Genomic DNA, 21,250 nt, shown 5'->3' with positions numbered 1-21,250 from the left:
GCCTCGCCTCCGCGGACGGCCGGAGGAGGCCCGGGCGCCTCTCGGCCGGCCGAAGACCGGGCCCGGCCCGCCTTACCCCCGCTCCCGCAGCCCCAGCACCGCCACCGCCGCGACCAGCGCCAGCACCGCGGACACCACCATCGCGATGTCCGTGCCGTGGGCCGGGCCGCCGCTCGACGACGTCGCCACCGCGATGGTCAGGGAGACGCCGGCGCACGAGCCGATGTACCGCAGGGTCTGCTGCGCGCCGGAGCCCATCGCGGCCCGGGCGGCCGGCACCGACTCGACCGCGAGCAGGGGCAGCGCCGCGTTGAGCAGGCCGCTGCCGACACCGGCGATCATCATGCCGGGGACGAAACGGGTCGTGGAGCCCGCGTCGATCGCGCCGAGCATGGTGATCACGCCGACGGCGTGCAGGGCGAAGGCGAGGGCGAGCTGGACGCGGGTCGGGACACGGCCGGCCAGGCGGCGGGCCTGGAGCGCGACGACGAAGGCGAGGCCCGCCCACAGCAGGGTCAGCAGCGCCGTGTCCATCGCGGACATCCCGAGCACCCGCTGGAGCACCGCCGGCAGGAAGCTGAACAGGCCGATCACCGACAGGCCCGTGAACAGGCCGCCGACGGACGAGGCGAGGAAGCCGCGGTGGCGGAGCAGGGACAGGTCGATCATCGGGGTCGCCGTGCGCCGCTCCACCAGGACGAAGGCGGCGAGCAGGACGACGGTCGCGCCGAGCAGCAGCCACACCGGCGTCCGCAGCCAGCCGTCCCGGCCCAGCGTGAGCGCCGCCACCAGGGAGACCAGCGCCGGTCCGAAGGTCGCGGCCCCGGCGTAGTCGGGCCGGCCGCCGCGCGCGGACCGCGACTCGGTGAGCGCGCGGGTGCCGAGGAGGGCGATCACCAGCGCGGCGGCGCCGAGGACGCCGTAGACCGCGCGCCAGTTCGGTATGCCGGCGGCGAGCAGCGGGCCCACCGCGATGCCTCCGGTGACGAACGCGCCCCACACGCCCGTCGCCCGCAGCCGTCCGGCGGGCGTCGGGAAGGCGTGCACGATCAGGCCGAGGCTGCTGGCCAGCAGGGCCGCGCTGGCCGCGCCCTGCGCGATCCGGGCCAGGGTGAACAGCCAGGTGTCGGTGGCGAGGGCGCCGAGCGCCGTGGTGATGCCCAGCGCCAGGGTGCCCCAGACGAAGATGCGGCGGCGGCCGTAGTCGTCGGCGAGGCTGCCGGCCACCAGCAGCAGCGCGGCGAGCCCCAGCGGGGTGCCGTTCAGCAGCCACGCCTGCGCGGACAGCGGGGTGTGCAGGGCCGCCGCGGTCGCGGGCAGCGTGACGATCGGGGCGGTGTACGTCATCAGCGCCACGGCTGTGGCGGCGCTGGTCAGGGCCAGGGTGGCGCCGGGGCGCGGCGGTGAACCGGGGGCGGAGGCGGTACGCGCGGTCGCCTCCCGCGCCTGGGCTGCGGTGGCCGGTGTGGCCGATGTGGCCGGAGTGGCCGGAGTGGCCGATGTGGCCGGCGGTGTGGCCGGAGTGGCCGGAGTGGCGGTCATGTCGTCGGCGGTCCTCTGCGGATCGGGGCGGGGCCTTGGGTGAGGGATGACGTGAGGGCAGGTTCGTTCATTGAACCTACCGGGACCGGATCACCGTAACACTGTCGGTTCGGTCACTGAACCAACCGCGGGAAAAGTGGTTACAGTGGACGGCATGGCACTGGGCAAGGACTACGCGACGCAGGAGTGCTCCATCGCGAGCGCCCTGGAGGTCATCGGCGAACGCTGGACGCTGCTCGTCATCCGCGACGCGTTCTACGGCGTGCGCCGCTACAACGACTTCCTCGTCCACCTCGGCATCCCGCGCGCGGTGCTCGCCTCCCGCCTCCAGGCGCTCACCGCCCAGGGCATCCTGGAGAAGCGCCGCTACCAGGAGTCCCCGCCCCGCGACGAGTACGTCCTCACCGACCGCGGCATCGCCCTGTGGCCCACCCTCCGCGCCCTCGGGGTGTGGGGACGCGAGCAGCTCACCAAGCGGCAGCTGCGGATCTTCCGGCACGCCGACTGCGGCACCGAGCTCGGCCCGTTCAGCGAATGCCCCGCCTGCGGAACCGTCGTGCCCGTCCCGGACGTCGAAGTGGTGCCGGGCCCGGACCTCAACCGGGACCCGGCCGACCCGGTCAGCCGGGCGCTGCTCAAGCCCAAGCGGCTGCTTCAGCCCGTGGAGGCCGACGCCGCCTGAGGCTCGGCTCACGCCGCGCTGACACGAACGCCTGGCACAATGCGGTGCACGACGCGGTACGAGACGCGGTACGAGACGGGAAGACGGAGAGAGGGGGGACACGGCCCATGACGCGGTTCACGACACGGCCGACGACAGCACGGCCGGTGACAGCACGACCGACGACGGCACGGCTGACGACGGCACGGCACTCGACCGCCGGGCGGCCCGCCCCGCGCCCCGTGCGCACCCTCCTCGCCGTGCTCTTCCCGCTGCTCCAGCTCGCTTTGCTGCTGACCCCGGCCCCCGACGGCGGCCTCTCCCTGGTCCACGTCACCCTCGCCGCGACCGCCGCGGCCGGGGCCGCCCTCAGCCTGTGCTCCGTGGTCGCCGCTCGCAGCGCGCCCGCCGTGCCGCCCACCCGGGTGCGCACAGCCCTGCGCGACCGCGACCGGCGCACCGCCTTCCTCCCTCAGCGAGATCCCGACGCCAAGGGCCGCACCCGGCCCCGAGCGCCCGGACACGCCCTCCCGGCGACCGCCGCGTAGGGCAGCAGCACCTCGCGGGACTCCCGTTCACCGGACGCACGTCCCCAGGACCCACGTCCACAGGACTCCCGTTCAACGGTTCCCCCCTTCCCCACGCCCTGCGCGCGGGTCGTCATGCCGACCTTCCCCGTCCCGTCCCGGCCGTTCGCCGCGCCGGGACCTCCGGCACGACGAGACCCCCGGAGGGCTCACCCTTGTCTGTCTTCGCCACCCTGGTCGAGCAGCTCGCCGACCTGCTCCGCCCCCTGTTCGGCCTGTCCGCCGCGGCCGCCGCGATCGTCGCGTTCACGGCCCTCGTACGCCTCGCCGTCCACCCGCTGTCCCGGGCCGCCGCGCGCGGCCAGAAGGCGCGGGCCGCGCTCCAGCCGCGCATCGCCGAACTGCGCCGCAAGCACGGCAAGAACCCCGAGAAGCTCCAGAAGGCCGTCCTGGAACTGCACGCCCAGGAGAAGGTGTCCCCGCTGTCCGGCTGCCTGCCCAGCCTGCTCCAGCTCCCCGCGTTCTTCCTGCTCTACCACCTCTTCTCCAGCGGCTCGATCGGCGGCGAGCCCAACGCCCTGCTCAGCCACCAGCTGCTCGACGCGCCCCTCGGCGGCCGGTGGGCGGACGCCCTCGGCGACGGCGGCGCGTTCGGCGGGGCCGGCCTGGTGTACCTCGGCCTGTTCGCCGTCGTCACGGTCGTCGCGTACTTCAGCTACCGGCTCTCCCGGCGCATGACGGCCGCCTCCGCGGCGTTGGCGGGCGCGGGGGGCGCGGGCGGAGCGGGCGCGGACCCGCAGATGCCGGGCGCCGCCGCGATGGGCGGGGTGATGCGGGTGATGCCGTTCATGTCCTTCTTCACCCTGGTCACCGTCGCCGTCGTCCCCCTCGCCGCCGCGCTGTACGTCGTCACCTCCACGACGTGGAGCGTGATCGAGCGGTCCGTGCTGTACCGGTGAGCGTGCGGCGGGCGCGGTCCAGTACGTGAACCGGGTCTTGCGGAGTGGAGCGTCCGGCCTGGAAGATCGGCCGGTCCTCCGACGGCCGCGCCCGCCGCACCGGTCGTCCCCGTCGGGCGGGCGCCCGCGAGCGAGGGAGACACGACCATGAAGCTGCTGCGCGTCGGTACGGCGGGACGGGAACGGCCCGCGCTGCTCGACCCCGACGGAACCCTGCGGGACCTGTCCGGACTCGTCGCCGACATCGACGGGACGCTCCTGGCGGACGAGGACGCCCTCGGCCGGATCAGGAGCGCCGCCGAAGCCGGCGAGCTGCCCGCGCTGGACGCGGCGGGACTGCGCACCGGGCCCCCGCTCGCGCGGATCGGCAAGATCGTGTGCATCGGGCTGAACTACCACGACCACGCCCGCGAGACCGGGGCCGAGCCGCCCGCCGAGCCGGTGATCTTCTTCAAGGCCCCGGACACCGTCGTCGGCCCCGACGACACCGTGCTGATCCCGCGCGGGTCGGTGAAGACCGACTGGGAGGTCGAACTGGCCGTCGTGATCGGGCGGACCGCGCGGTACCTGGAGTCGGCGGAGGAAGCACTCGCGCACGTCGCCGGGTACGCCGTCGCCCACGACGTCTCCGAGCGGGAGTTCCAGATCGAGCGCGGCGGCACCTGGGACAAGGGCAAGAACTGCGAGACCTTCAACCCGCTCGGCCCCTGGCTGGTCACCGCCGACGAGGTGCCCGACCCGCAGGACCTGTCACTGCGGCTGTGGGTCAACGGCGAGCTGAAGCAGGACGGCACGACGGCCGAGCAGATCTTCCCGGTCGGGGAGGTCGTGCGCTACGTCAGCCGGTTCATGACCCTGTACCCGGGCGACGTCCTCAACACCGGCACCCCGGCCGGCGTGGCGATGGGCCGCCCCGAGCCCAAGCCGTACCTGAGGGCCGGCGACGTGGTCGAGCTGGAGGTCACGGGGCTGGGGCGGCAACGGCAGGTGCTCGCGCAGGCGTAGCGGCCCGCGCCGGGCGGGTTCGAGACCCGCCCGGCGCGACGTCACGCCCCCGGCAGCAGGCGGCTCGGCCCGATCTCGTGCAGATGCACCAGCGCGTCCGCCGCCCGCAGCAGGGACACCTCGTCGAGGTCGCGGGGCCAGTGCGTGCCGATCTCCCGCTTCGGGCGGGGCGTGGCGAAGAAGGCGCGGGCGGCGGGCGGCGCGGTGCGCAGGTCCAGGAAGAAGTCCCGGCCGTCCACCGCCTCCAGCGTCTCCTCGGCCGACCCCGCCGCCACCGGCCCCGAGTGGAACACCCTCACGTCCGCGTCCTCCGGGTCCGAGACACCGGGCGCGGCGGCCAGGAACGCACCGCGGCCGAACGACAGCCCCACCACCCGGTAGCCGTCGCCGAGCGCCCGGCGGAGCAGGCCGCCCTGGATCACCGGGTAGTCCGGGTCGAAGCCCTCCAGATAGACGTGGCCGTTGTGGGCGGCCAGCACGGCCCGCTCACCGGTGTGCCGCAGCCACCACAGGGTGTTGTCCGTCATCACCTCGTCGCGGTAGCCGAGGGCCGCGCTCGCGTCGGCCGGGTCGTCGTAGTCGAAGGCGTTCTGCCGGGCGACCTGATGGACGATCTCCGCGTCCCGCACGGCCTCGGCCTGCGCGGTCCCGGCCGCCACGGTGCGCCCGGCGAAGGACCGGGCGCGCAGCAACTCCACGACCCGGCCGGTCCGTTCGGCCTTCTCCCGCCGGACGGCCAGGGGTTCGGCGATGGCGGCCAGCATGTGCTCACCGGCGGGCCGGGTGGGCCGCAGCCCCCGGTACAGCTCGGTGACGGCCGGCAGCAGGTCCGGGTGGGCGCGGCGGACGTACCCCGTCACGCGGTCGTACAGGCCGGGGCCGGCCCAGCTGCTGTCGTTCCCCGCGAACCGCACCGGATCGTCCGGGTGCCGGACGTTGTACGCGCGCATCCACCGCACCAGCTCCAGCACCTCGGGCGTCCGCATGAACAGGTACGCGTTGTGGAACTCCTCCGCCATGATCCGCGCCGGGTCGCCCCGGCCGGTGCGTACGTGGTCGTCGAGGCGGAGCCCGGCGCTCCAGGGCGCCTCCAGCACGAACAGCCGGAAGCCCTCCTCCTCCACCAGGTACCGGAACATCCGGTGCTGCAACGCGAGGAAGTCCCGGCTCCCGTGCGCCGCCTGACCGATGCCGACCAGCCGGGCGTCGCCCACGATCGCCTTCAGCGGCCGCAGGTCACCGAGCGGGCCGTCCGGCTCGACGGTGCGCAGGGGGCGGGCGGCCCGCCGGATCGCGGTCACCGGGTCGGCGCAGGCGCAGTCCTCCGGCGACCGCGCGGTCCCGCCGGGCGCGGTGCGGTCGAGACGGGTGCTCGGGGTGATCGCGTGCAGGTGCACCAGCAGGTCCGCCGACCTCGCCAGGCTCACCCGGTCCTCCCCGGGCGGGTAGTCCGTGCCGATCTCCCGCTTCGGCCGGGCCACGTCCAGCCAGGCGCGGGCGGCCGGCGGGGCGTCCCGCAGATCGGCGTACCAGGCGCGGTGGCTCACCTGGTCCAGGGTGTGCTCGACGAACCCGGGCTTCGCCGGCTCCACCTCGAAGCGCCGCACGTCGGCGTCGGCCGGATTCTGGAGCCCCTCCTCGGTGGCGTGCACCGCGCCCCGGTCGAAGGAGACCGCCACCGCCCGATAGCCGTCGCCCAGCCGCTCCCGCAGCACCGTGCCCTGCGCGAGAGGCAGACTCGGGGTGGAGGTGAGCGTGTAGACGTGACTGTCGTGGCCGCCGAGGACGACACGGTGACCGGTGTGGCGGTGCCACCACAGGGTGTTCTCCGCCATCACGGTGTCCCGGTACACCATGACGTCCGGCACCACCCCGGGGTCCGCCAGGTCGAACGCGTACAGCCGCGCCACCTGATCGACGGCGGTGGCGTGCCGGACCGCGAGCGCGTGGTCGCCGTCCGCCCCGGCGGGCCCGCGGGCGCGCAGCAGGGCGAGGACCCGGCCGGTGCGCTCGGCCCGCTCGCGGCGCTCCTCCAGCGGCGTGGTCACGGCCGTGCGCATCCACGCGCCCATGGGCACGTCCGGACGCAGCCCCCGGTACAGCTCCGTCACGGTCGCCAGCAGGTCCGGGTGGGCGCGGCGGACATGGTCGACGACCCGGTCATACAGCTCCGGCCCGGCGTAACCGATGTCGTCCCCCGCGAACCGGAGCGGATCACCGGGGTGTTCGACGTTGTACGCGCGCATCCACCGCAGCATGTCCAGGTACTCCCGGCTGTGCAGCAGCAGATGCGCGTCCTGGAACTCCTCCGCCATGATCCGTACGGGATCGCCGCAGCCGGTGCGCAGATACGCGTCCAGGCGGGCGCCCGCGCTCCAGTTGGCCTCCAGGACGAAGGAGCGGAACCCCTTCTCCTCCACCAGGTACCGCAGCATCCGGTGCCGGACGGTCACGAACTCCCGCGAGCCGTGCGCCGCTTCGCCGACCCCGACCACCACGGCGTCCCCGACCGCCTCCCCGAACGGGCGCAGGTCGTCGGTCGGGCCGGAGGGGCCGGTCGTGCGGAGCGGGCGCGCGATCCGCTCCAGGTCCCGTACGACCTCGCCGTCGGGCGCGTCCGACGCCCCGGTGTCCCCGCCGGCCGGGACCGCGGCGGCCGTTCCGGGGAGCGCGGTCACCCACACGAGCAGCGCGACGGCCAGCCGCCGCCCCAGAGAGCACGTCATGCCGTCAGCGTCACCGGCCACCGGCGCGTCCGCGCCCCGAGTGTCACCTGATTGCCCCACCGGCCCGCCCGCGCCCCCGCACGCGCCCTTTTCCGCCGGGCCCCGCCCCGCCACACTGGATGCGCTCCACGCCGGTCCACGCCCGCATCGGGGCGGGGCGCGGCGCGAACCGGGGGGAGTGAGCGGCGTGGCGATGGGTGCGGATCCGTCCGAGGACGAGGTGCGGGCGGCGTTGGACGCGCAGTTGGCTCGCCGCAACGGCAAGGGAAGCGGCCGCACCGCCGAGGACTTCAGCCTCACCCGGCTGCACCTGCTCGACGCCTCGATCACCCGGTACGTCGAGCAGCGCACCGAGGCGACACGGCATGAGCCCGGTGCCGTCGACCTCACCGACCGGCCGGTCTACGACGTGCTGCGGGACCACGAACTCGGCCCGGACGAGAAGCCTCTCGACAAGCCGCTGGAGCTCGTCCGGCGGGGCACGGTGCACATGGGGTCCTGCGGGTGCGGCAACGGCCGACAGCAGTGCCCCGACTGCAAGGGCATGACGTACCGCACCTGCGAGCCGGCCCAGCCGTGTCCCGTGTGCGAGGGCGTCTCCCCGTGCAGCCAGTACCTCAAGCACGGCGGCCTGCCGGGCACACCGCCCCGGCCGCCCAAGGCGCGCAAGGCGGCGAACCCCGAGGAGCCCGTGACCTGCGACGCCTGCCACACCCCCGACAGCGCCTGCCCGGGGTGCCGGGGCTGGGGGAGGGTCAAGTGCGAGAGGTGCCAGGCACGGGGGCGCATCCCGTGCGGGCCCTGCAAGGCCACCGGCACCGTCACGTGCGGGACGTGCAAGGGCCACGGGCGGACGACGTCCTGGACGGCCGGGCGGATCGTCTGGGAGCGGCGGACCGAAAAGGTGACCCACCCCGACCCGTGGCCCCGGCGCGTGGTGAACGACCTGGGAGCGGGGGACTGGCGCACCGACCGGCTCGGCGCGGGGGACCCGCTCCCCGAGGACCTCTCCGACGACCACCGCGCGGTCCTCGCCCATCTCCTGCGGAAGCCGAAGGCCGAGCAGGACCGCACGGTCGTCATCAAGCGGCTCACCGTCGTCAGGGCGACCCCACGGGGCAGCGGGAACCGCGACTACTACCTCTTCCGCGGCTGCTCCGGAGAGCTGGAGGTCCTGGCGCGGATCTCGGACGAGGGCAGAGGGAAGGCCGTGGCGGCCGCAGTGGCGGCCGTCGTCCTGCTCGTCCTCGTCCTCCTCCTCGTCAAGTGACCCGGGCTACGCCCGTGACAGGAAGTGCTCCAGCGCCTCCACCACCAGCCGGTGGTCCTGGAGCTGCGGCAGGCCCGAGACCGTCACCGCGCCGACGACGCCCACGCCCTCGACCGTGACCGGGAACGAGCCGCCGTGGGCCGCGTAGACGTCCGGGTCGAGGCGGGACGACTCCTCGAACGTCGTGCCCTTGGCCCGGAACCGCGCGCCCACCAGGTAGGACGCGGCGCCGTACCGCTCCACCACCCGGCGCTTGCGGGCGATCCACGCGTCGTTGTCGGGTGAGGAGCCCGGCAGCGCCGCGTGGAACAGCTGCTGGCCCGCACGGTGGATGTCGATCGCGACCGGCGCCTGCCGCTCCCGCGCCAGCTCCACCAGCAGCGAGCCGAGCGCCCACGCGTCGTCGTACGTGAACCGGGGGAAGACCAGGCGGCGTTCCTGCGCCTCCAGCTCCTCCACGGTCGGGGCCAGCTCCGGGGACTGCTTCGGGGTGGTCACAGGGTCACCGTCACCTTCTCGGCGGCCGAACGGCGCGCCGCCTCCAGGATGTCGAGCGTCGCGGCGGCCTCCAGCGCGGTCACCGGGTTGGCGCCGTCGGAGAGCAGGGCACGCGCCACGGCGGCGTAGTAGGCCGGGTAGTCGCCCGGCAGGGTGCGGACGGGGCTGCCGCCGCCGGTCACCGGGGACTCCCCGGCGCCGAGACGGCCCCACAGCTCCTCCGGCTCCGCGCCCCACTCGGCTCCGGACGCGCCGGGGCGCAGACCGTCGCGCAGGGCGGCCTCCTGCGGGTCCAGGCCGTGCTTGACGTAGCCGGCCTTCGAGCCGAGGACGCGGAAGCGCGGGCCGAGCTGGGCCGTGGTCGCGGAGACGTACAGGTGCGAGCGGACGCCGCTCGCGTGGGTGAGCGCGACGAACGTGTCGTCGTCGGTCCGCGCGCCCTCGCGGCGGACGTCCGCCTCCGCGTACACCGACGTCACCGGGCCGAACAGGACCAGCGCCTGGTCGACGACATGGCTGCCCAGGTCGTACAGCAGGCCGCCGATCTCCGCCGGGTCGCCGGACTCCCGCCAGCCGCCCTTGAGCTGCGGACGCCAGCGCTCGAAACGCGACTCGAACCGGTACACCTCGCCCAGCTCGCCGTCGGCGATCAGGCGGCGCAGGGTGAGGAAGTCGTTGTCCCAGCGGCGGTTCTGGAAGACCGACAGCAGCAGGCCGCGCTTCTCGGCCAGCTCCGCCAGCGCGCGGGCCTCCGCCGCCGTGCCCGCGACCGGCTTGTCCACGACGACCGGCAGACCGGCCTCGAGCGCGGCGGTGGCGAGCGGGACGTGCGTCCGGTTCGGGGACGCGACGACGATCAGGTCCAGTTCGCCCGCCCGCGCCCACAGCTCGTCCGCCGAGGCGGCGACCGTGACGTCCGGGTGCTCGGCGCGGGCCTGCGCCTGTCGCTCGGGGTTCGAGGTGACGACCGTGTCGAGCGTGAGGCCCTGGGTCGCGGCGATCAGCGGGGCGTGGAACACGGAACCCGCGAGGCCGTAGCCGACGAGGCCGACGCGAAGGGGAGTGCCAGTCATGGTCCTACTTTCGCAACAGTGTTGCCAAAGTGCAAGACCGGGACACAATGGGCAGGTGAACAGGACGTACGGCGGTGGCATGCGCGGCCCGGGCGGCGGGGCCAACCTCCTCGCCCTGCGCAGCCACAACACCACGCTGGTGCTGGACCTGCTGCGCACGGCCGGGGCGGAGGGCATCAGCCGGCTGGAGCTCGCCGAGCGCACCGGGCTCACCCCGCAGGCGGTCAGCAAGATAACCGCCCGGCTGCGCGAGGAGGGCCTCGCGGCGGAGGCCGGGCGCCGGGCGTCCACGGGCGGCAAACCGCGCACGGTGCTGCGGCTCGTCCCGGAGGCCGGGCACGCGGTGGGCGTGCATCTGGACCGGGACGAACTGCGGGCCGTGCTGGCCGATCTCGACGGCACGGTGGTGGCGCGGCGGCACGCGCCGCTGGATCTGGGGGCCGGGGCGGAGGCGGTGCTGGGGCGGGTCGCGTCGGTGGTGGAGGAGTTGGGGGCGGCGGTGGTGTCGGGCGCGGTGCTTCCGGGCGCGGTGTCGGGTGCGCGGCCGCTGTTGGGGGTGGGGGTCGCGCTGCCCGGGCCGCTCGACCATCGGCGGGGGGTGCTGCACCGGGTGACCGGGTTTCCGGAGTGGGACGGGTTTCCGCTGCGGGACGCGCTGGCCGAGCGGCTGGAATCCGTGCCGGTCGTGGTCGACAAGGACACCAACGCCGTCGCGCTCGGGCTCGCGGTCGCGGGCGAGGGCGGGTCCTTCGCCTATCTGCACCTCGGTACGGGGCTGGGCGCCGGGCTGGTGATCGGCGGGAGCGTGCACCGGGGGCCGCGGACCGGGGCGGGGGAGTTCGGGCACCAGGTGGTGCAGCTGGACGGGCCGCCGTGCGGGTGCGGGGACCGGGGGTGCGTGGAGGCGCTGTGTCTGGCGGCCGTGGCGCGGGGGGAGTTGGCGGAGGCCGCGCGGGTGCTGGGGACCGGGGCGGCGAATCTGGTGGGGCTGCTGGACATCGACCGGGTGCTGGTGGGCGGGCGGACGGTGGAGGGGGCGCCGGGGGTGTTCGTGCGGGGGGTGCGGGGGGTGTTGGAGGCTCGGGCCCGTCGGACGGGGGAGGAGGGTGTGGGGGTGCGGGTGGTTGCCGGGGAGGGGCGGGTAGCGGAGGGGGCGGCGCAGTTGGTGCTGGCGCCGGTGTTCGGGCAGGACGGTTAGCTGCGCAGGCGGGGTTTGAACAGTGCGCGGCGCGGGTGCTGGGCGGGGGGTGGTGCGCAGCCCGGCGCCGGCGGGGTGCCGTCCGCCCACCCGTGCCGCCCCAGCGGCACGACTGCCCGCGACTGCGCCCGTTTAGGCTGGGGCCCACTAGGTCGTTGACGGCGGGAGATTCGCGCTTATGTCTGATCGCAGGCCCATCGAGTCCTGGCTCACCGACATGGACGGGGTGTTGATCCACGAAGGGGTGCCGATTCCCGGGGCCGATGCCTTCGTCAAGAAGCTGCGCGAGTCCGGGCGGCCCTTCCTGGTGCTCACCAACAACTCGATCTACACCCCGCGCGACCTGCACGCCCGGCTGCGCCGGATGGGGCTCGAGGTGCCGATCGAGAACATCTGGACGTCCGCCCTGGCCACCGCCAAGTTCCTCGACGACCAGCGGCCCGGCGGGTCGGCGTACGTCATCGGCGAGGCCGGTCTGACCACCGCGCTGCACGACATCGGCTACATCCTCACCGACCACGACCCCGACTACGTGGTCCTCGGCGAGACCCGCACGTACTCGTTCGAGGCGATGACCAAGGCGGTGCGGCTGATCAACGCCGGGGCCCGGTTCATCTGCACCAACCCCGACGAGACCGGCCCCTCCACCGAGGGCCCGCTCCCCGCGACCGGCGCGGTGGCCGCGCTCATCACCAAGGCGACCGGCAAGCAGCCGTACTTCGCGGGCAAGCCGAACCCGCTGATGATGCGCACCGGGCTGAACACCATCGGGGCGCACTCGGAGAGCAGCGCGATGATCGGCGACCGGATGGACACCGACGTGCTCGCGGGCATCGAGGCCGGCATGAAGACGTATCTCGTGCTCACCGGGCTGACCCGGCCCGAGCAGGTGGAGAGCTTCCCGTACCGGCCGTCCGAGGTCGTCGACTCCATCGCGGACATCGTCGACCTCGTCTGAGCGCCGTCGATCGCCGTCGATCGCCGTACCGCCGTTCCAGCACACCTCGTTCACCCGCCCGGCCCAGTGCCGCGCGTACGAGGTGCGGGAGCGGAGCGGGCGGGGGAACCTCCAGAGTGTCTGGAGGTTCACGATGGGTGGTAAGCGGCGACTCGCTCTGTGCGCGGGTGTCCTGGCCGTCACCGCGTTCGGTCCCGCGGCCTGTGCGGCGTACGCGGCGGACGGCGGAGGCGTCCTGGTGGTGCCCGCGGCCCCCGCGCCCGGCGCCGACATCGCCCTCGGGGTGACCGGGTGCGACGCGCGCGAGGCGGTCGCGCAGTCCCCGGCGCTGGTGTCCGACGCCCGCCTCACCCCCGCCGGCGACGGCCTGGCGGGCGACGCGCGGGTACGGTCCACGCTCACCGCCGGGACGTACGAGGTGACCGTCGCCTGCGACGGCACGGAGCACAAGGGGACCCTCGAGGTCGTCCGGAAGCACAACCCCGCGGCGGGCGCGCAGCCTTCCGCGCACCCGTCGCCCGTCGCCCCCGTGAACGCCGGGGGCGGCGGCGCCGCGCGGGTCCTCGCCGACAGCCGTGAGGAACACGGGCCCGGCACGGCGCAGACGGTGGTCGCGCTCGCCCTGGCGGGGACCGCCGCCCTCACCGTGCACCGCGCGGCCCGCCGCCAGGCGCGGTCCGGCCGGGGGACGGGTTGACCGGCGTCATGCGCGACCTGACGAAACGGCTGCCCGCCGGCGTGGTGTGGGTGGCGCTGCTGCTCGGGCTGTGGCTGTGGGGGAACGGGCTCACCGAGGTGCCCGCAGGGACGGCCGGACCCGCCACCGGCGACATGGCGGCGGCCGGACGCCCGCCCCTGACCGACCTGCCCACCGTGCACCGCCCGCTGGCGTCCGCCGAGCCGCTCACCCTCGACATCCCCGGCCTGAACCTGCGCGCCCCGGTCGTCGCCCGCGGCCTGGACGAGCGCGGCGCCCCCGACCCGCCGCCGCTGGACCGGGCGGGCGAGGTCGGCTGGTACGCGGCCGGGACCGCCCCCGGGGCGGAGGGCGCCGCGCTGATGGTGGGGCACGTCGACACCGAGACGCGGCCCGCCGTCTTCCACCGGCTGGACACGCTGGAGCCCGGTCAGCAGATCCGGGTCGCCCGCGCCGACGGCACGGTCGCCGAGTTCACCGTCGAGGACGTCCGCGTGCTCGACCGGGACGGCTTCGACGCCCACGAGGCGTACGGCCCGCGCCACGAGGGGCGCGCCGAACTCCGGCTGATCACCTGCGGCGGCGCCTACGACCCCGCCGCCGGCGCCTACGAGGCCAACGTGGTGGTCTCCGCGTACCTGACCGACGCGTCGGAGCCCCGCACCGCCGCGTGAGCATGCGACCGCGTGAGCATGCGACCGCGTGAGCGTGCGGGAGAGCGCGCCCGGTCCCGGCCGACGGCCTGCTCCCCGGAGGCCGCCGGCCGGGCCGGTCCTCGACCGCGCGGCGCACGGGCCGCGGGAGGTGACCCGGCGGGACGCGCGGGAGGTACCGGGAAGGCACACGGGAGCACCGGCCGCGTCGGCGGCCGGCCCGGTGCACCGACTCTAGAGGGAAAGCCGGGCCCGGCCCAGGGGCCGTCCGACGTCAAGTACCGGACCGGTCGCCTTGCGTGATCGGCGCAGGTGGGCGCTGATCCGGCCACCCCGCGCGCAGGGCCCCGGTCCCTGTAACAGGCCGTGGACAAGCGGCGGTCGGCCGTCCTGGCGGGCCGTGAGATATGCCAGGATTGGGGCTCGGAACACTTGGAACAAGTGCACCCAAGGGGGGTTGGATGTACGGCAGCAGGGGGGTCGGGGCGTTCGCCGGGGGGCGGGCGTCCGCAGCGGTGCTGGGGGCGGCGCTGCTGCTCGCGGGATGTTCCTCCGGGGGTGACGACGGGGAGGGCTCGGCCGGTTCGGCCGTGACGCAGCAGCCGAAGGAGGCGGCTCCCTTCTGGGTCAACCCGGACGGTCTCGCCGTGCGCAAGATCGCCGAGCTGCGGGAGGACGGCAAGAAGGCCGAGGCCGAGCAGCTCCGCAAGATAGCCGAGCAGCCGGTCGCGGAGTGGATCAGCCCGGAGAACCCCGAGGAGCAGGCGCGGGGGTTCACCGAGGGCGCCGACAAGGCCGGCCGCCGGGCGGTGCTGGTCCTCTACAACATCCCGCACCGCGACTGCGGCCAGTACTCGCAGGGCGGGGCCGCCGACGGCGACACCTACCGGGAGTTCGTCGACGCGGTGGCCGAGGGCATCGGGGACCGCCCGGCGACGGTGGTGCTGGAACCGGACGCGGTGCTGCACCTGGTCGACGGCTGCACCCCGCAGGAGTTCCACGAGGAGCGTTACGACCTCCTCAAGGGCGCTGTCGCCACGCTCAAGGGCCTGAAGAACACCAAGGTGTACCTGGACGCGGGCAACGCGGGCTGGGGCAACCCCGACCAGATCCACGAGCCGCTGAAGTGGGCCGGGATCGAGCAGGCCGACGGCTTCGCGGTGAACGTCTCGAACTTCTACACCACCGAGGACTCCATCGCCTACGGCAAGGAGCTGTCCGCCAAGGTCGGCGGAAAGCACTTCGTCATCGACACCAGCCGCAACGGCAACGGCCCCTACACCGGCGGGGATCCGGACGAACGCTGGTGCAACCCGCCCGGCCGGGCGCTCGGCGAGACCCCGACGACCCGCACGGCCGACCCGCTCGTCGACGCCTACCTGTGGATCAAGCGCCCGGGGGAGTCGGACGGCGAGTGCAAGGGCGGCCCGAAGGCCGGCGAGTGGTGGGAGGACTACGCGCTGGACCTGGCGCGCGCCTCCACGTCGTAGCGGCCCGGGAGCGGCGGACGAACCGACGTACGAGAGGGGCGCCGTGCGGTCCGCACGGCGCCCCTCTCTCGTGTACCGGCGGGCGCGCTACGGCACCTGCACCCACTGGGCCTTGCTGGGCGTGCCGTTGGCGTCGGTGACGAACAGCATGTACCAGCCGGACTGCACCAGGTTCCGGTTCTTCGGCACGGTCACCGTGACCTTGTCGCCGTCGGTGGTGAAGTCCAGGGCGATCGAGCGCTGGTCCACGTCGGTGACGTGGGTGGTGGCGCTCGGCCGGATCAGCCGCACCTTCTTGACCGACGCCGCGTCCCGCGAGGTGAACGTGCCGGACCCGCCGCGCTTGATCGTCTGCGGCCCGCCGGACAGGTCGGGCTGCTCGTCGTCCCCGTACAGGTACGGCGGGGTGTAGATCTCGATGCGCTGCTCGAACTCGCCCGGCTTGGTGTTGGCCTTGTCCGCGTAGAGCGAGTCGGAGCCGAAGAACATCACGCGGCCGTCGGGCAGCAGGATCGAGCCCGAGTGGTAGTTGCGGCCCACCAGCGGGTCGGCGACCCGCCGCAGCTCGTTCTTCTCCGTGTCGTAGATCCGGGCCTCGAGGATGTTGGAGTCGCTGCGGCCGCGGTAGTCCTGCGAGCCGCCGGAGATCAGCACCTCGTCGTTCGGCAGGATCGACGCCTGCGGGTAGCGGGTGCCCTTGTCCAGCGACGGCCCGTCCACGAACGCCGGGTCGTCGGCCTTCAGGTCGACGATCCGGGTCTTCTCACTGGACTTCTGGGACTCGCCCACCCCGCCGCCGCCGATGACCATGTATCTCTCGTCCTGGGCGGGCGGCAGCAGCACCGTGTTGGACGTCTCCATCAGGTCGGGGTCGCTCAGCCCCGGGACCTTCTTGAACTTGTTGGTCTTCACGTCCCAGACGCCCGGGTCGCGGCCGACGTCGTCCGGCCCGTAGCCCGCGTTCGACCCCGAGTAGAAGATCTTGCCGTTCTGCATCAGGAACAGCGCCGGGTAGGTCGGGAACTGCCGGACCTTGTCGGTGTACTCCCACTCCTTGGTCTCCGGGTCGTAGATCTCGTTCTTGCCCGGGACCAGCTGGCCGATGTCGTCGAGGCCGGAGACGCTGAGGATCTTCCCGTCGCTCAGGGTGGTGAGCGTCGGGTACCAGCGGGCCTCCTTCATCGGGTCGACCTTGATGTACTTCTCGGCGACCGGGTCGAACTCGTAGGCGTCCCTGATCCCCTGGAAGTCCTTCTTGTCCAGGGCGAGCTTCTCGGCGATGCCGTACGTGTTGCGCGCGTCGGCGCCGGTGAGGCCCTGCACCCGGTAGTTGTCCTGGGTGCCGGTCTCGTACTTCGCGCCTTCCTTCTGCGCCTCGACGTAGATGCGGCCCACGCCCGGGGTGGTGCCGAGGAACTCGCCGGTGGCCGGGTCGAACTTCTTCTCGGCGCGCGGGACGAGCACCGGGTCCTTCGAGACGAAGGTCTTGCCGTTCTCCTTGCCGGTGAACTCGGTGCCCGCCGGAAGGGTGATCGGCTTGTCCGGGTTCTCGTTGTGGACGAGCATCAGGCCGCCGGCCTTCTTCACGTCACCCTTGAGCTTCTCGTACCGCTTGGTGCCGCCCGCGATCAGCAGGTTGCCGTTGGCGAGCTGCGTGTGGCCGGTGCAGAACAGGTCGGTCGGCGTCGGCACCTTCTTGATGGTCCCCTTGACGGGGTCCCAGATCCGGGTGTCGTACTTCTTCGCGTCGAAGTTGTCCTGGTTGTTGCCCGACCCCGCGACGAGCAGCACCTTGCCGGTGCGCAGCAGCGCCGCGTGAATGGTGTTCTGCCGGTACTTCTCGGGAAACTCGATGATCTCCCACTTGCCGTTCGCGGCCTTGTACTCCGGCTGGTTGATCTTGTACTGGTGATATTTCTCGGTGCTGAAGCGGTACAGCCATGGGCCGTTCATCCCGGCCAGCGCCAGCACCACCGCCGTGCCTATCGCGATCCGACGGGCGCGACGGCGGCCTGCACGGTCCTTCATTCCTTACGTCCCCCAAGTCCACCAAGGGCGATCTGCATGGTCTGGTCGTCACCGGGGTGGCCGCCCCCGGGCCCTCCCGGGCCCCCGGGGCCCCCTGGTCCGCCCGGTGCGCCGTGGGAACCGGCCCACTGGGGCCGGGGCTGCGGCTGGTGCGGGGCGTGCTGCTGCTGCGGCATCCGCACGCCGTCGGCCGGGGTCGCGTCCGCGCGGTGCGCTCCCGCCGCGTGTGCGCCGGGCTTCTTCCGGGCCTGCCGCATGCCGTGCCGCCAGGCGAACATCGGCGCGGCGGTGATGAGCAGGGCGAAGGTGGCCCAGATGACCATCGCCGGGTGCGAGTGCCCGTAGACGAAGCCCGCGGCGATGGAGCCGGCGAAGATCGCGATGAAGTACCAGTGGTACCGGAAGGTGCCGAACCAGGTGTCCGGGCTGGCCGAGTCGCCCTTCGGGGTCACCACGAACTTGCTCTTGCGGCGGAGCACCGAGTCGATCAGCGCCTTCGCGTACAGCGGGGCCGACAGCGCCGACATCACCATGCCGGCCACACCGCCGGAGCCCTCCGGCTCGTGCGGGGAGACGTTGTGCCGGCGGTTCCAGACGTACAGGCCGATCTGGAGCGCGGAGGCGTTGCCGTAGAGCATCAGCCACACGGCGGGGTCGATGTTCACACCCGAGGCGCCCAGGCCCAGGAACAGCGCGCAGCTGAGCGCCGCGAGGATCCAGTTGAGGGCGGACATCGGGTAGAAGATGATCATCATCGTGTAGTTGAAGAGCTTGCTCGGCGGGAGCGAGTACCAGCCCTTCCAGTACTGCTTGAGGATCGTCTCGTACGTGCCGCGGGACCAGCGCATCTGCTGGGTGAAGAAGTCGGTCCAGGCGTTGGGGCCCTCACCGACCGCGAGCACGTCCGGGGTGTAGACCGAGCGCCACTTCCGGCCGGTCTCCGGGTTCCGGGCGCGGTGCATCTCGAACCCGGTCGCCATGTCCTCGGTGATCGAGTCGTACAGGCCGCCGATCTGCTTCAGCGCCTTGATGCGCACGGCGTTGGAGGTGCCGACGAACATCGGGGAGCCGTAGCGGTTGCCGGCCCGCTGGATCAGCGCGTGGAAGAGGAACTGCTGGGACTCGGCGGCCTTGGTGACGAAGTTGTCGTAGTTGCCGTAGACCTGGGGGCCGATGACGAAGCCGACGTCCGGGTCGCGGAAGAAGCCGAGCATCCGCTCCAGGTAGTTCGGCAGCGGCACGTGGTCGGTGTCCACCGAGGCGAAGTAGTCGTAGTGGTCGCCGTGCGCGTCCAGCCAGGCGTTGTAGTTGCCGTGCTTGGTCTTGGCGCGGTGCGGGCCCTTCTTCTGGTTCCACTTCGCCACGCCCTTGCGGGAGAAGTGGTGCACGCCGAGGCGCTCGCAGACGGCCTTCACCTCGGGGTCGTCGCCCTCGTCGAGCAGCCAGACGTGCATCAGGCCCCGGTGGCGGATCTTCACGGCCGCCTCCAGGGTCTTCGTCACCATCTCCAGCGGCTCCTTGCCGGGCACGAAGGAGGTGAGGAAGGCCACCCGGGTGCCGGTCTCGGGCACCACCGGGACCGGGTCGCGGGCGACGAGTGTGGCGTGCGCGTTCGACAGCACGTTCATGCAGCGGAAGAACTCGATCAGACCGATCGAGACGAGCATCACGACGTCGAGGGCGGGCAGCCACTCGAACGCCGGATAGTCGCGCTCCGTCCAGTGCGACGGCTGGAGCAGCCACACCAGCAGCACCAGCGACAGCACGGGGGCCGCCAGCAGCATCAGCGCGATGCGGATGCGGTGCGGCTCCTGCGAGATCAGCGAGCGGTACTGGACCGTGTACGGCTTGTTCGGATCGGGCTGGGTGAGGGGACCCGCGAGGCGGCTGTAGTGCTCGTAGTCGTATCTGGGCAGCGCTTTCTTGATCCGGCGGAACGTCCCCGTGTTCCAGTTCCGATGGCCGGGCACCCTCAGCTGGGTGGTCTGGGACGGGTCGTCGTCCCGGTGGGCGCCGGTCGGCGTCGACGTCATGAGTCATTCCCCCCACACGCGGCGAACCGCGTGTTTCGTCGCTTGCTTACGTCCGGGCCGGTCCCCCTCGACCTCCGGACGTGTCAGTGGCGGACCGCGGTCACCACGTCACGCACACCTTATAGACACGATCCCGTGCCTTCCGGTTGCATGATCCCCCCTCGGTGCCGGCGCGGGGGAACGGGGTCCCTCACCCCGTCCCGGCCAGGCGGCCGGCACGCCCCCGGTCCCTCCAACGGCCGCGATGGCGCGGTGCGTTGAAAGGACCAGGTTCCCGGTTCGCTCCTCATGATCGCAAGGTGCGAAACACGGTGCGGACCAGGCAAAAGGGGCCAATGGGACGCCCGAGGGTGTCCTGTGGTGTCACAGTTCCGTACGGGGCGCGAGAGCGTCACGCTCAACGAGGGCGAGAGAGTTTCCGGCCAAAAAACGACGGGCCCCTCGGTGAACGAGGAGCCCGTCGTGTCGGTGCGCCGCCAGGGACTCGAACCCCGGACCCGCTGATTAAGAGTCAGCTGCTCTAACCAACTGAGCTAGCGGCGCCTGCTGACGGCAGAACTCTACAGGACTCCGGAGGGTGCTCGTGACGGCCCCCGGCCCGGCACCCGCCTCCCGGGGCGTCCGGGGGAGGGCGCTTTACATCATTCGGACCGTCAAAGTGCGCGCCCGGACGACCGTTGCGACACTGACGCTCGTGCGCGGCTACGGAGAAACGTTCCGGGAATGTGAGGGAAATCGCATGGGGTCTCCGGTGTGCGAGGAATTCGGTGCGGCCGGGGACTGCGCGTGCCCCGGCTGCGCGGGGGAGCGGCCGCGCAGCCGCGGGGGTCGCCCGCGGCGCTCGCCGGCGCACCGCACCGCCCTCCTCGTGGCCGCGGTCACGTCCGCCGCGCTCGGCGCCCACCCGGTCCCTGCGGTCGCCGCCCACGACTCCCGGGTCTCCGCGGGCCAAGGCGTTCCCGCAGATCAGGGGAGCGGCGGCGGGCAGGGTGCGCCGGGGCCGCTGTTCGGCGCCGACGGGCGCACGGGTCCCGCGCTGCCGCCCGGCGGCCCGGTGACGCTTCCCGCGATCAGCCGGACCGACATCGTCAGGCGGGCCGCCTCCTGGGTCGGCCAGAAGGTCCCTTACGGCGTCTCCTCCTACTGGTCCGACGGATACCGGCAGGACTGCTCGGGCTATGTCTCGATGGCCTGGAAACTGCCCGGCAACGAATGGACGGGCAGCCTCGCGCAATACGCCGAGAGAATCACCAAGGCGCAACTCCGGCCGGGTGACATCCTCCTGTTCCACAATGCGGCCGACCCGTACAACGGTTCGCACGTCGTCCTTTTCGGCGGGTGGGCGAACTCCTCCCGCACCCGGTACGTGGCCTACGAGCAGGCCCCGCCGCACACCCGCCGGACGACCACTCCGTACGCCTACTGGAACAACTCGGCGCGCTATGTGCCCTACCGCTACAAGGGCGTGACCGACGGAACGGCGGGGGCGGCCCCGGAGACCGCCGCGCCCGCCCGGCCCGCGGATCCGGCCGGGCCGCCGGTGGCGGATTCCGCACCTGTCACCGGGGGCGCGGACGCCGGGGAGGCGCTCGGCGGGGCGTTGGTGCCCGCCCTTCCGGACGGTCCGCGCGGATCGGAGGCCGGGGAGGGGGCGGCGGGTGTGGCCCCGGCGCGGCGAGGGGTCGGAGCGGACGGTGCGGAAGATGCGGGCGGTGCTGACGGACCGCCGGCCGGGAGGTCCGCAGGGGCCCCGGATGCCCTAAACGGAGGTTCCGCTTCTGCCGCCGCGCGCCTCGCCGCGCCCTCCTCGCACGGGGCGCCGGGTCCGGAGACCTGGCGGCGGCTCTTCGCCTGACCCGACCGGGGCGCCGGGCGTCCGCCCCGTCCGAGTCCCTCGATGTGACGCATCTGGCGCGGAGGCTGGAGGCACGC

At 73.2% G+C, this 21,250-nt stretch carries 17 protein-coding genes and 1 tRNA gene; 11 read left to right on the top strand and 7 right to left on the bottom strand.

Translation table 11 applies throughout. From position 1 onward, the window contains the following. Positions 1–72: 72 nt before the first annotated feature. Entirely contained in the window at positions 73–1,542 is a 1,470-nt protein-coding gene (locus tag ACFOSY_RS08400) for an MFS transporter (protein WP_394306104.1), read from the bottom strand. Between the two features lie 154 nt (positions 1,543–1,696). On the opposite strand from ACFOSY_RS08400, the gene ACFOSY_RS08395 reads away from it, so the two are divergent. From ACFOSY_RS08395 to ACFOSY_RS08380, 4 genes are all read left to right on the top strand, one after another. After that, positions 1,697–2,224, top strand: a complete 528-nt coding sequence (locus tag ACFOSY_RS08395) for a winged helix-turn-helix transcriptional regulator (RefSeq protein ID WP_394306103.1) — start codon at positions 1,697–1,699, stop codon at positions 2,222–2,224. Between the two features lie 146 nt (positions 2,225–2,370). Beyond that, on the top strand, positions 2,371–2,751 hold the full coding sequence (locus tag ACFOSY_RS08390) for a DUF6412 domain-containing protein (protein WP_394306102.1): 381 nt from the start codon (positions 2,371–2,373) through the stop codon (positions 2,749–2,751). 194 nt (positions 2,752–2,945) lie between these two features. Further along, complete coding sequence (locus tag ACFOSY_RS08385; RefSeq protein ID WP_394306101.1) at positions 2,946–3,689, top strand: YidC/Oxa1 family membrane protein insertase; 744 nt, start codon at positions 2,946–2,948, stop codon at positions 3,687–3,689. Positions 3,690–3,836: 147 nt separating this feature from the next. Further along, positions 3,837–4,694, top strand: coding sequence for a fumarylacetoacetate hydrolase family protein (locus ACFOSY_RS08380; protein ID WP_394306100.1), 858 nt, complete (start codon positions 3,837–3,839; stop codon positions 4,692–4,694). 41 nt (positions 4,695–4,735) lie between these two features. On the opposite strand, the gene ACFOSY_RS08375 is transcribed toward ACFOSY_RS08380, so the two are convergent. Continuing rightward, complete coding sequence (locus ACFOSY_RS08375; RefSeq protein ID WP_394306099.1) at positions 4,736–7,420, bottom strand: erythromycin esterase family protein; 2,685 nt, start codon at positions 7,418–7,420, stop codon at positions 4,736–4,738. Between the two features lie 193 nt (positions 7,421–7,613). On the opposite strand from ACFOSY_RS08375, the gene ACFOSY_RS08370 reads away from it, so the two are divergent. Then, the gene (locus ACFOSY_RS08370) at positions 7,614–8,690 is read left to right on the top strand and encodes a hypothetical protein (RefSeq protein ID WP_394306098.1); all 1,077 of its coding nucleotides are present in this window, start codon (positions 7,614–7,616) and stop codon (positions 8,688–8,690) included. A gap of 6 nt (positions 8,691–8,696) precedes the next feature. Here ACFOSY_RS08370 and ACFOSY_RS08365 read toward each other — a convergent pair whose 3' ends face one another. Further along, entirely contained in the window at positions 8,697–9,188 is a 492-nt protein-coding gene (locus tag ACFOSY_RS08365; RefSeq protein WP_394306097.1) for a heme-degrading domain-containing protein, read from the bottom strand. Further along, positions 9,185–10,261, bottom strand: a complete 1,077-nt coding sequence (locus ACFOSY_RS08360) for a Gfo/Idh/MocA family protein (RefSeq protein WP_394306096.1) — start codon at positions 10,259–10,261, stop codon at positions 9,185–9,187. The genes ACFOSY_RS08365 and ACFOSY_RS08360 overlap by 4 nt, the downstream gene beginning before the upstream one ends. Before the next feature lie 79 nt (positions 10,262–10,340). Here ACFOSY_RS08360 and ACFOSY_RS08355 point away from each other — a divergent pair, with 79 nt between their 5' ends. From ACFOSY_RS08355 to ACFOSY_RS08335, 5 genes are all read left to right on the top strand, one after another. After that, positions 10,341–11,459: an ROK family transcriptional regulator gene (locus tag ACFOSY_RS08355; protein ID WP_394306240.1), complete on the top strand. Its 1,119-nt coding sequence runs from the start codon at positions 10,341–10,343 to the stop codon at positions 11,457–11,459. Between the two features lie 178 nt (positions 11,460–11,637). Continuing rightward, positions 11,638–12,417, top strand: coding sequence for an HAD-IIA family hydrolase (locus ACFOSY_RS08350; RefSeq protein ID WP_086684952.1), 780 nt, complete (start codon positions 11,638–11,640; stop codon positions 12,415–12,417). Positions 12,418–12,550: 133 nt separating this feature from the next. Beyond that, positions 12,551–13,114 (top strand): hypothetical protein, encoded by a 564-nt coding sequence (locus ACFOSY_RS08345; protein WP_394306095.1) that lies wholly within the window; start codon positions 12,551–12,553, stop codon positions 13,112–13,114. Between the two features lie 8 nt (positions 13,115–13,122). Further along, entirely contained in the window at positions 13,123–13,788 is a 666-nt protein-coding gene (locus ACFOSY_RS08340; RefSeq protein WP_394306094.1) for a class F sortase, read from the top strand. 440 nt (positions 13,789–14,228) lie between these two features. Further along, positions 14,229–15,257, top strand: a complete 1,029-nt coding sequence (locus ACFOSY_RS08335) for a glycoside hydrolase family 6 protein (RefSeq protein ID WP_394306093.1) — start codon at positions 14,229–14,231, stop codon at positions 15,255–15,257. Positions 15,258–15,344: 87 nt separating this feature from the next. Here the strand turns inward: ACFOSY_RS08335 and ACFOSY_RS08330 are convergent, their stop codons facing one another. From ACFOSY_RS08330 to ACFOSY_RS08320, 3 genes are all read right to left on the bottom strand, one after another. Further along, positions 15,345–17,285, bottom strand: a complete 1,941-nt coding sequence (locus ACFOSY_RS08330; protein WP_394306092.1) for a galactose oxidase-like domain-containing protein — start codon at positions 17,283–17,285, stop codon at positions 15,345–15,347. After that, positions 17,282–19,318 (bottom strand): glycosyltransferase family 2 protein, encoded by a 2,037-nt coding sequence (locus tag ACFOSY_RS08325; protein ID WP_394306091.1) that lies wholly within the window; start codon positions 19,316–19,318, stop codon positions 17,282–17,284. The genes ACFOSY_RS08330 and ACFOSY_RS08325 overlap by 4 nt, the downstream gene beginning before the upstream one ends. Before the next feature lie 469 nt (positions 19,319–19,787). Next, positions 19,788–19,861 (bottom strand) — tRNA-Lys (locus ACFOSY_RS08320). Between the two features lie 325 nt (positions 19,862–20,186). On the opposite strand from ACFOSY_RS08320, the gene ACFOSY_RS08315 reads away from it, so the two are divergent. After that, positions 20,187–21,173, top strand: a complete 987-nt coding sequence (locus ACFOSY_RS08315; protein WP_394306090.1) for a hypothetical protein — start codon at positions 20,187–20,189, stop codon at positions 21,171–21,173. The last annotated feature ends 77 nt before the right edge of the window (positions 21,174–21,250 follow it).

Origin of the sequence: Streptomyces lusitanus (genome assembly GCF_042647945.1) — a bacterium.
Taxonomy (GTDB): Bacteria; Actinomycetota; Actinomycetes; order Streptomycetales; family Streptomycetaceae; genus Streptomyces; species Streptomyces pseudogriseolus.
This window is presented reverse-complemented; position numbering and strand designations above follow the sequence as displayed.

Coding starts and splice junctions, on each gene's coding strand:
- ACFOSY_RS08400 (WP_394306104.1), bottom strand. CDS start 1,542: ATGACCGCCACTCCGGCCACTCCGGCCACACCGCCGGCCACATCGGCC.
- ACFOSY_RS08395 (WP_394306103.1), top strand. CDS start 1,697: ATGGCACTGGGCAAGGACTACGCGACGCAGGAGTGCTCCATCGCGAGC.
- ACFOSY_RS08380 (WP_394306100.1), top strand. CDS start 3,837: ATGAAGCTGCTGCGCGTCGGTACGGCGGGACGGGAACGGCCCGCGCTG.
- ACFOSY_RS08375 (WP_394306099.1), bottom strand. CDS start 7,420: ATGACGTGCTCTCTGGGGCGGCGGCTGGCCGTCGCGCTGCTCGTGTGG.
- ACFOSY_RS08370 (WP_394306098.1), top strand. CDS start 7,614: ATGGGTGCGGATCCGTCCGAGGACGAGGTGCGGGCGGCGTTGGACGCG.
- ACFOSY_RS08360 (WP_394306096.1), bottom strand. CDS start 10,261: ATGACTGGCACTCCCCTTCGCGTCGGCCTCGTCGGCTACGGCCTCGCG.
- ACFOSY_RS08355 (WP_394306240.1), top strand. CDS start 10,341: ATGCGCGGCCCGGGCGGCGGGGCCAACCTCCTCGCCCTGCGCAGCCAC.
- ACFOSY_RS08350 (WP_086684952.1), top strand. CDS start 11,638: ATGTCTGATCGCAGGCCCATCGAGTCCTGGCTCACCGACATGGACGGG.
- ACFOSY_RS08345 (WP_394306095.1), top strand. CDS start 12,551: ATGGGTGGTAAGCGGCGACTCGCTCTGTGCGCGGGTGTCCTGGCCGTC.
- ACFOSY_RS08340 (WP_394306094.1), top strand. CDS start 13,123: ATGCGCGACCTGACGAAACGGCTGCCCGCCGGCGTGGTGTGGGTGGCG.
- ACFOSY_RS08335 (WP_394306093.1), top strand. CDS start 14,229: ATGTACGGCAGCAGGGGGGTCGGGGCGTTCGCCGGGGGGCGGGCGTCC.
- ACFOSY_RS08330 (WP_394306092.1), bottom strand. CDS start 17,285: ATGAAGGACCGTGCAGGCCGCCGTCGCGCCCGTCGGATCGCGATAGGC.
- ACFOSY_RS08325 (WP_394306091.1), bottom strand. CDS start 19,318: ATGACGTCGACGCCGACCGGCGCCCACCGGGACGACGACCCGTCCCAG.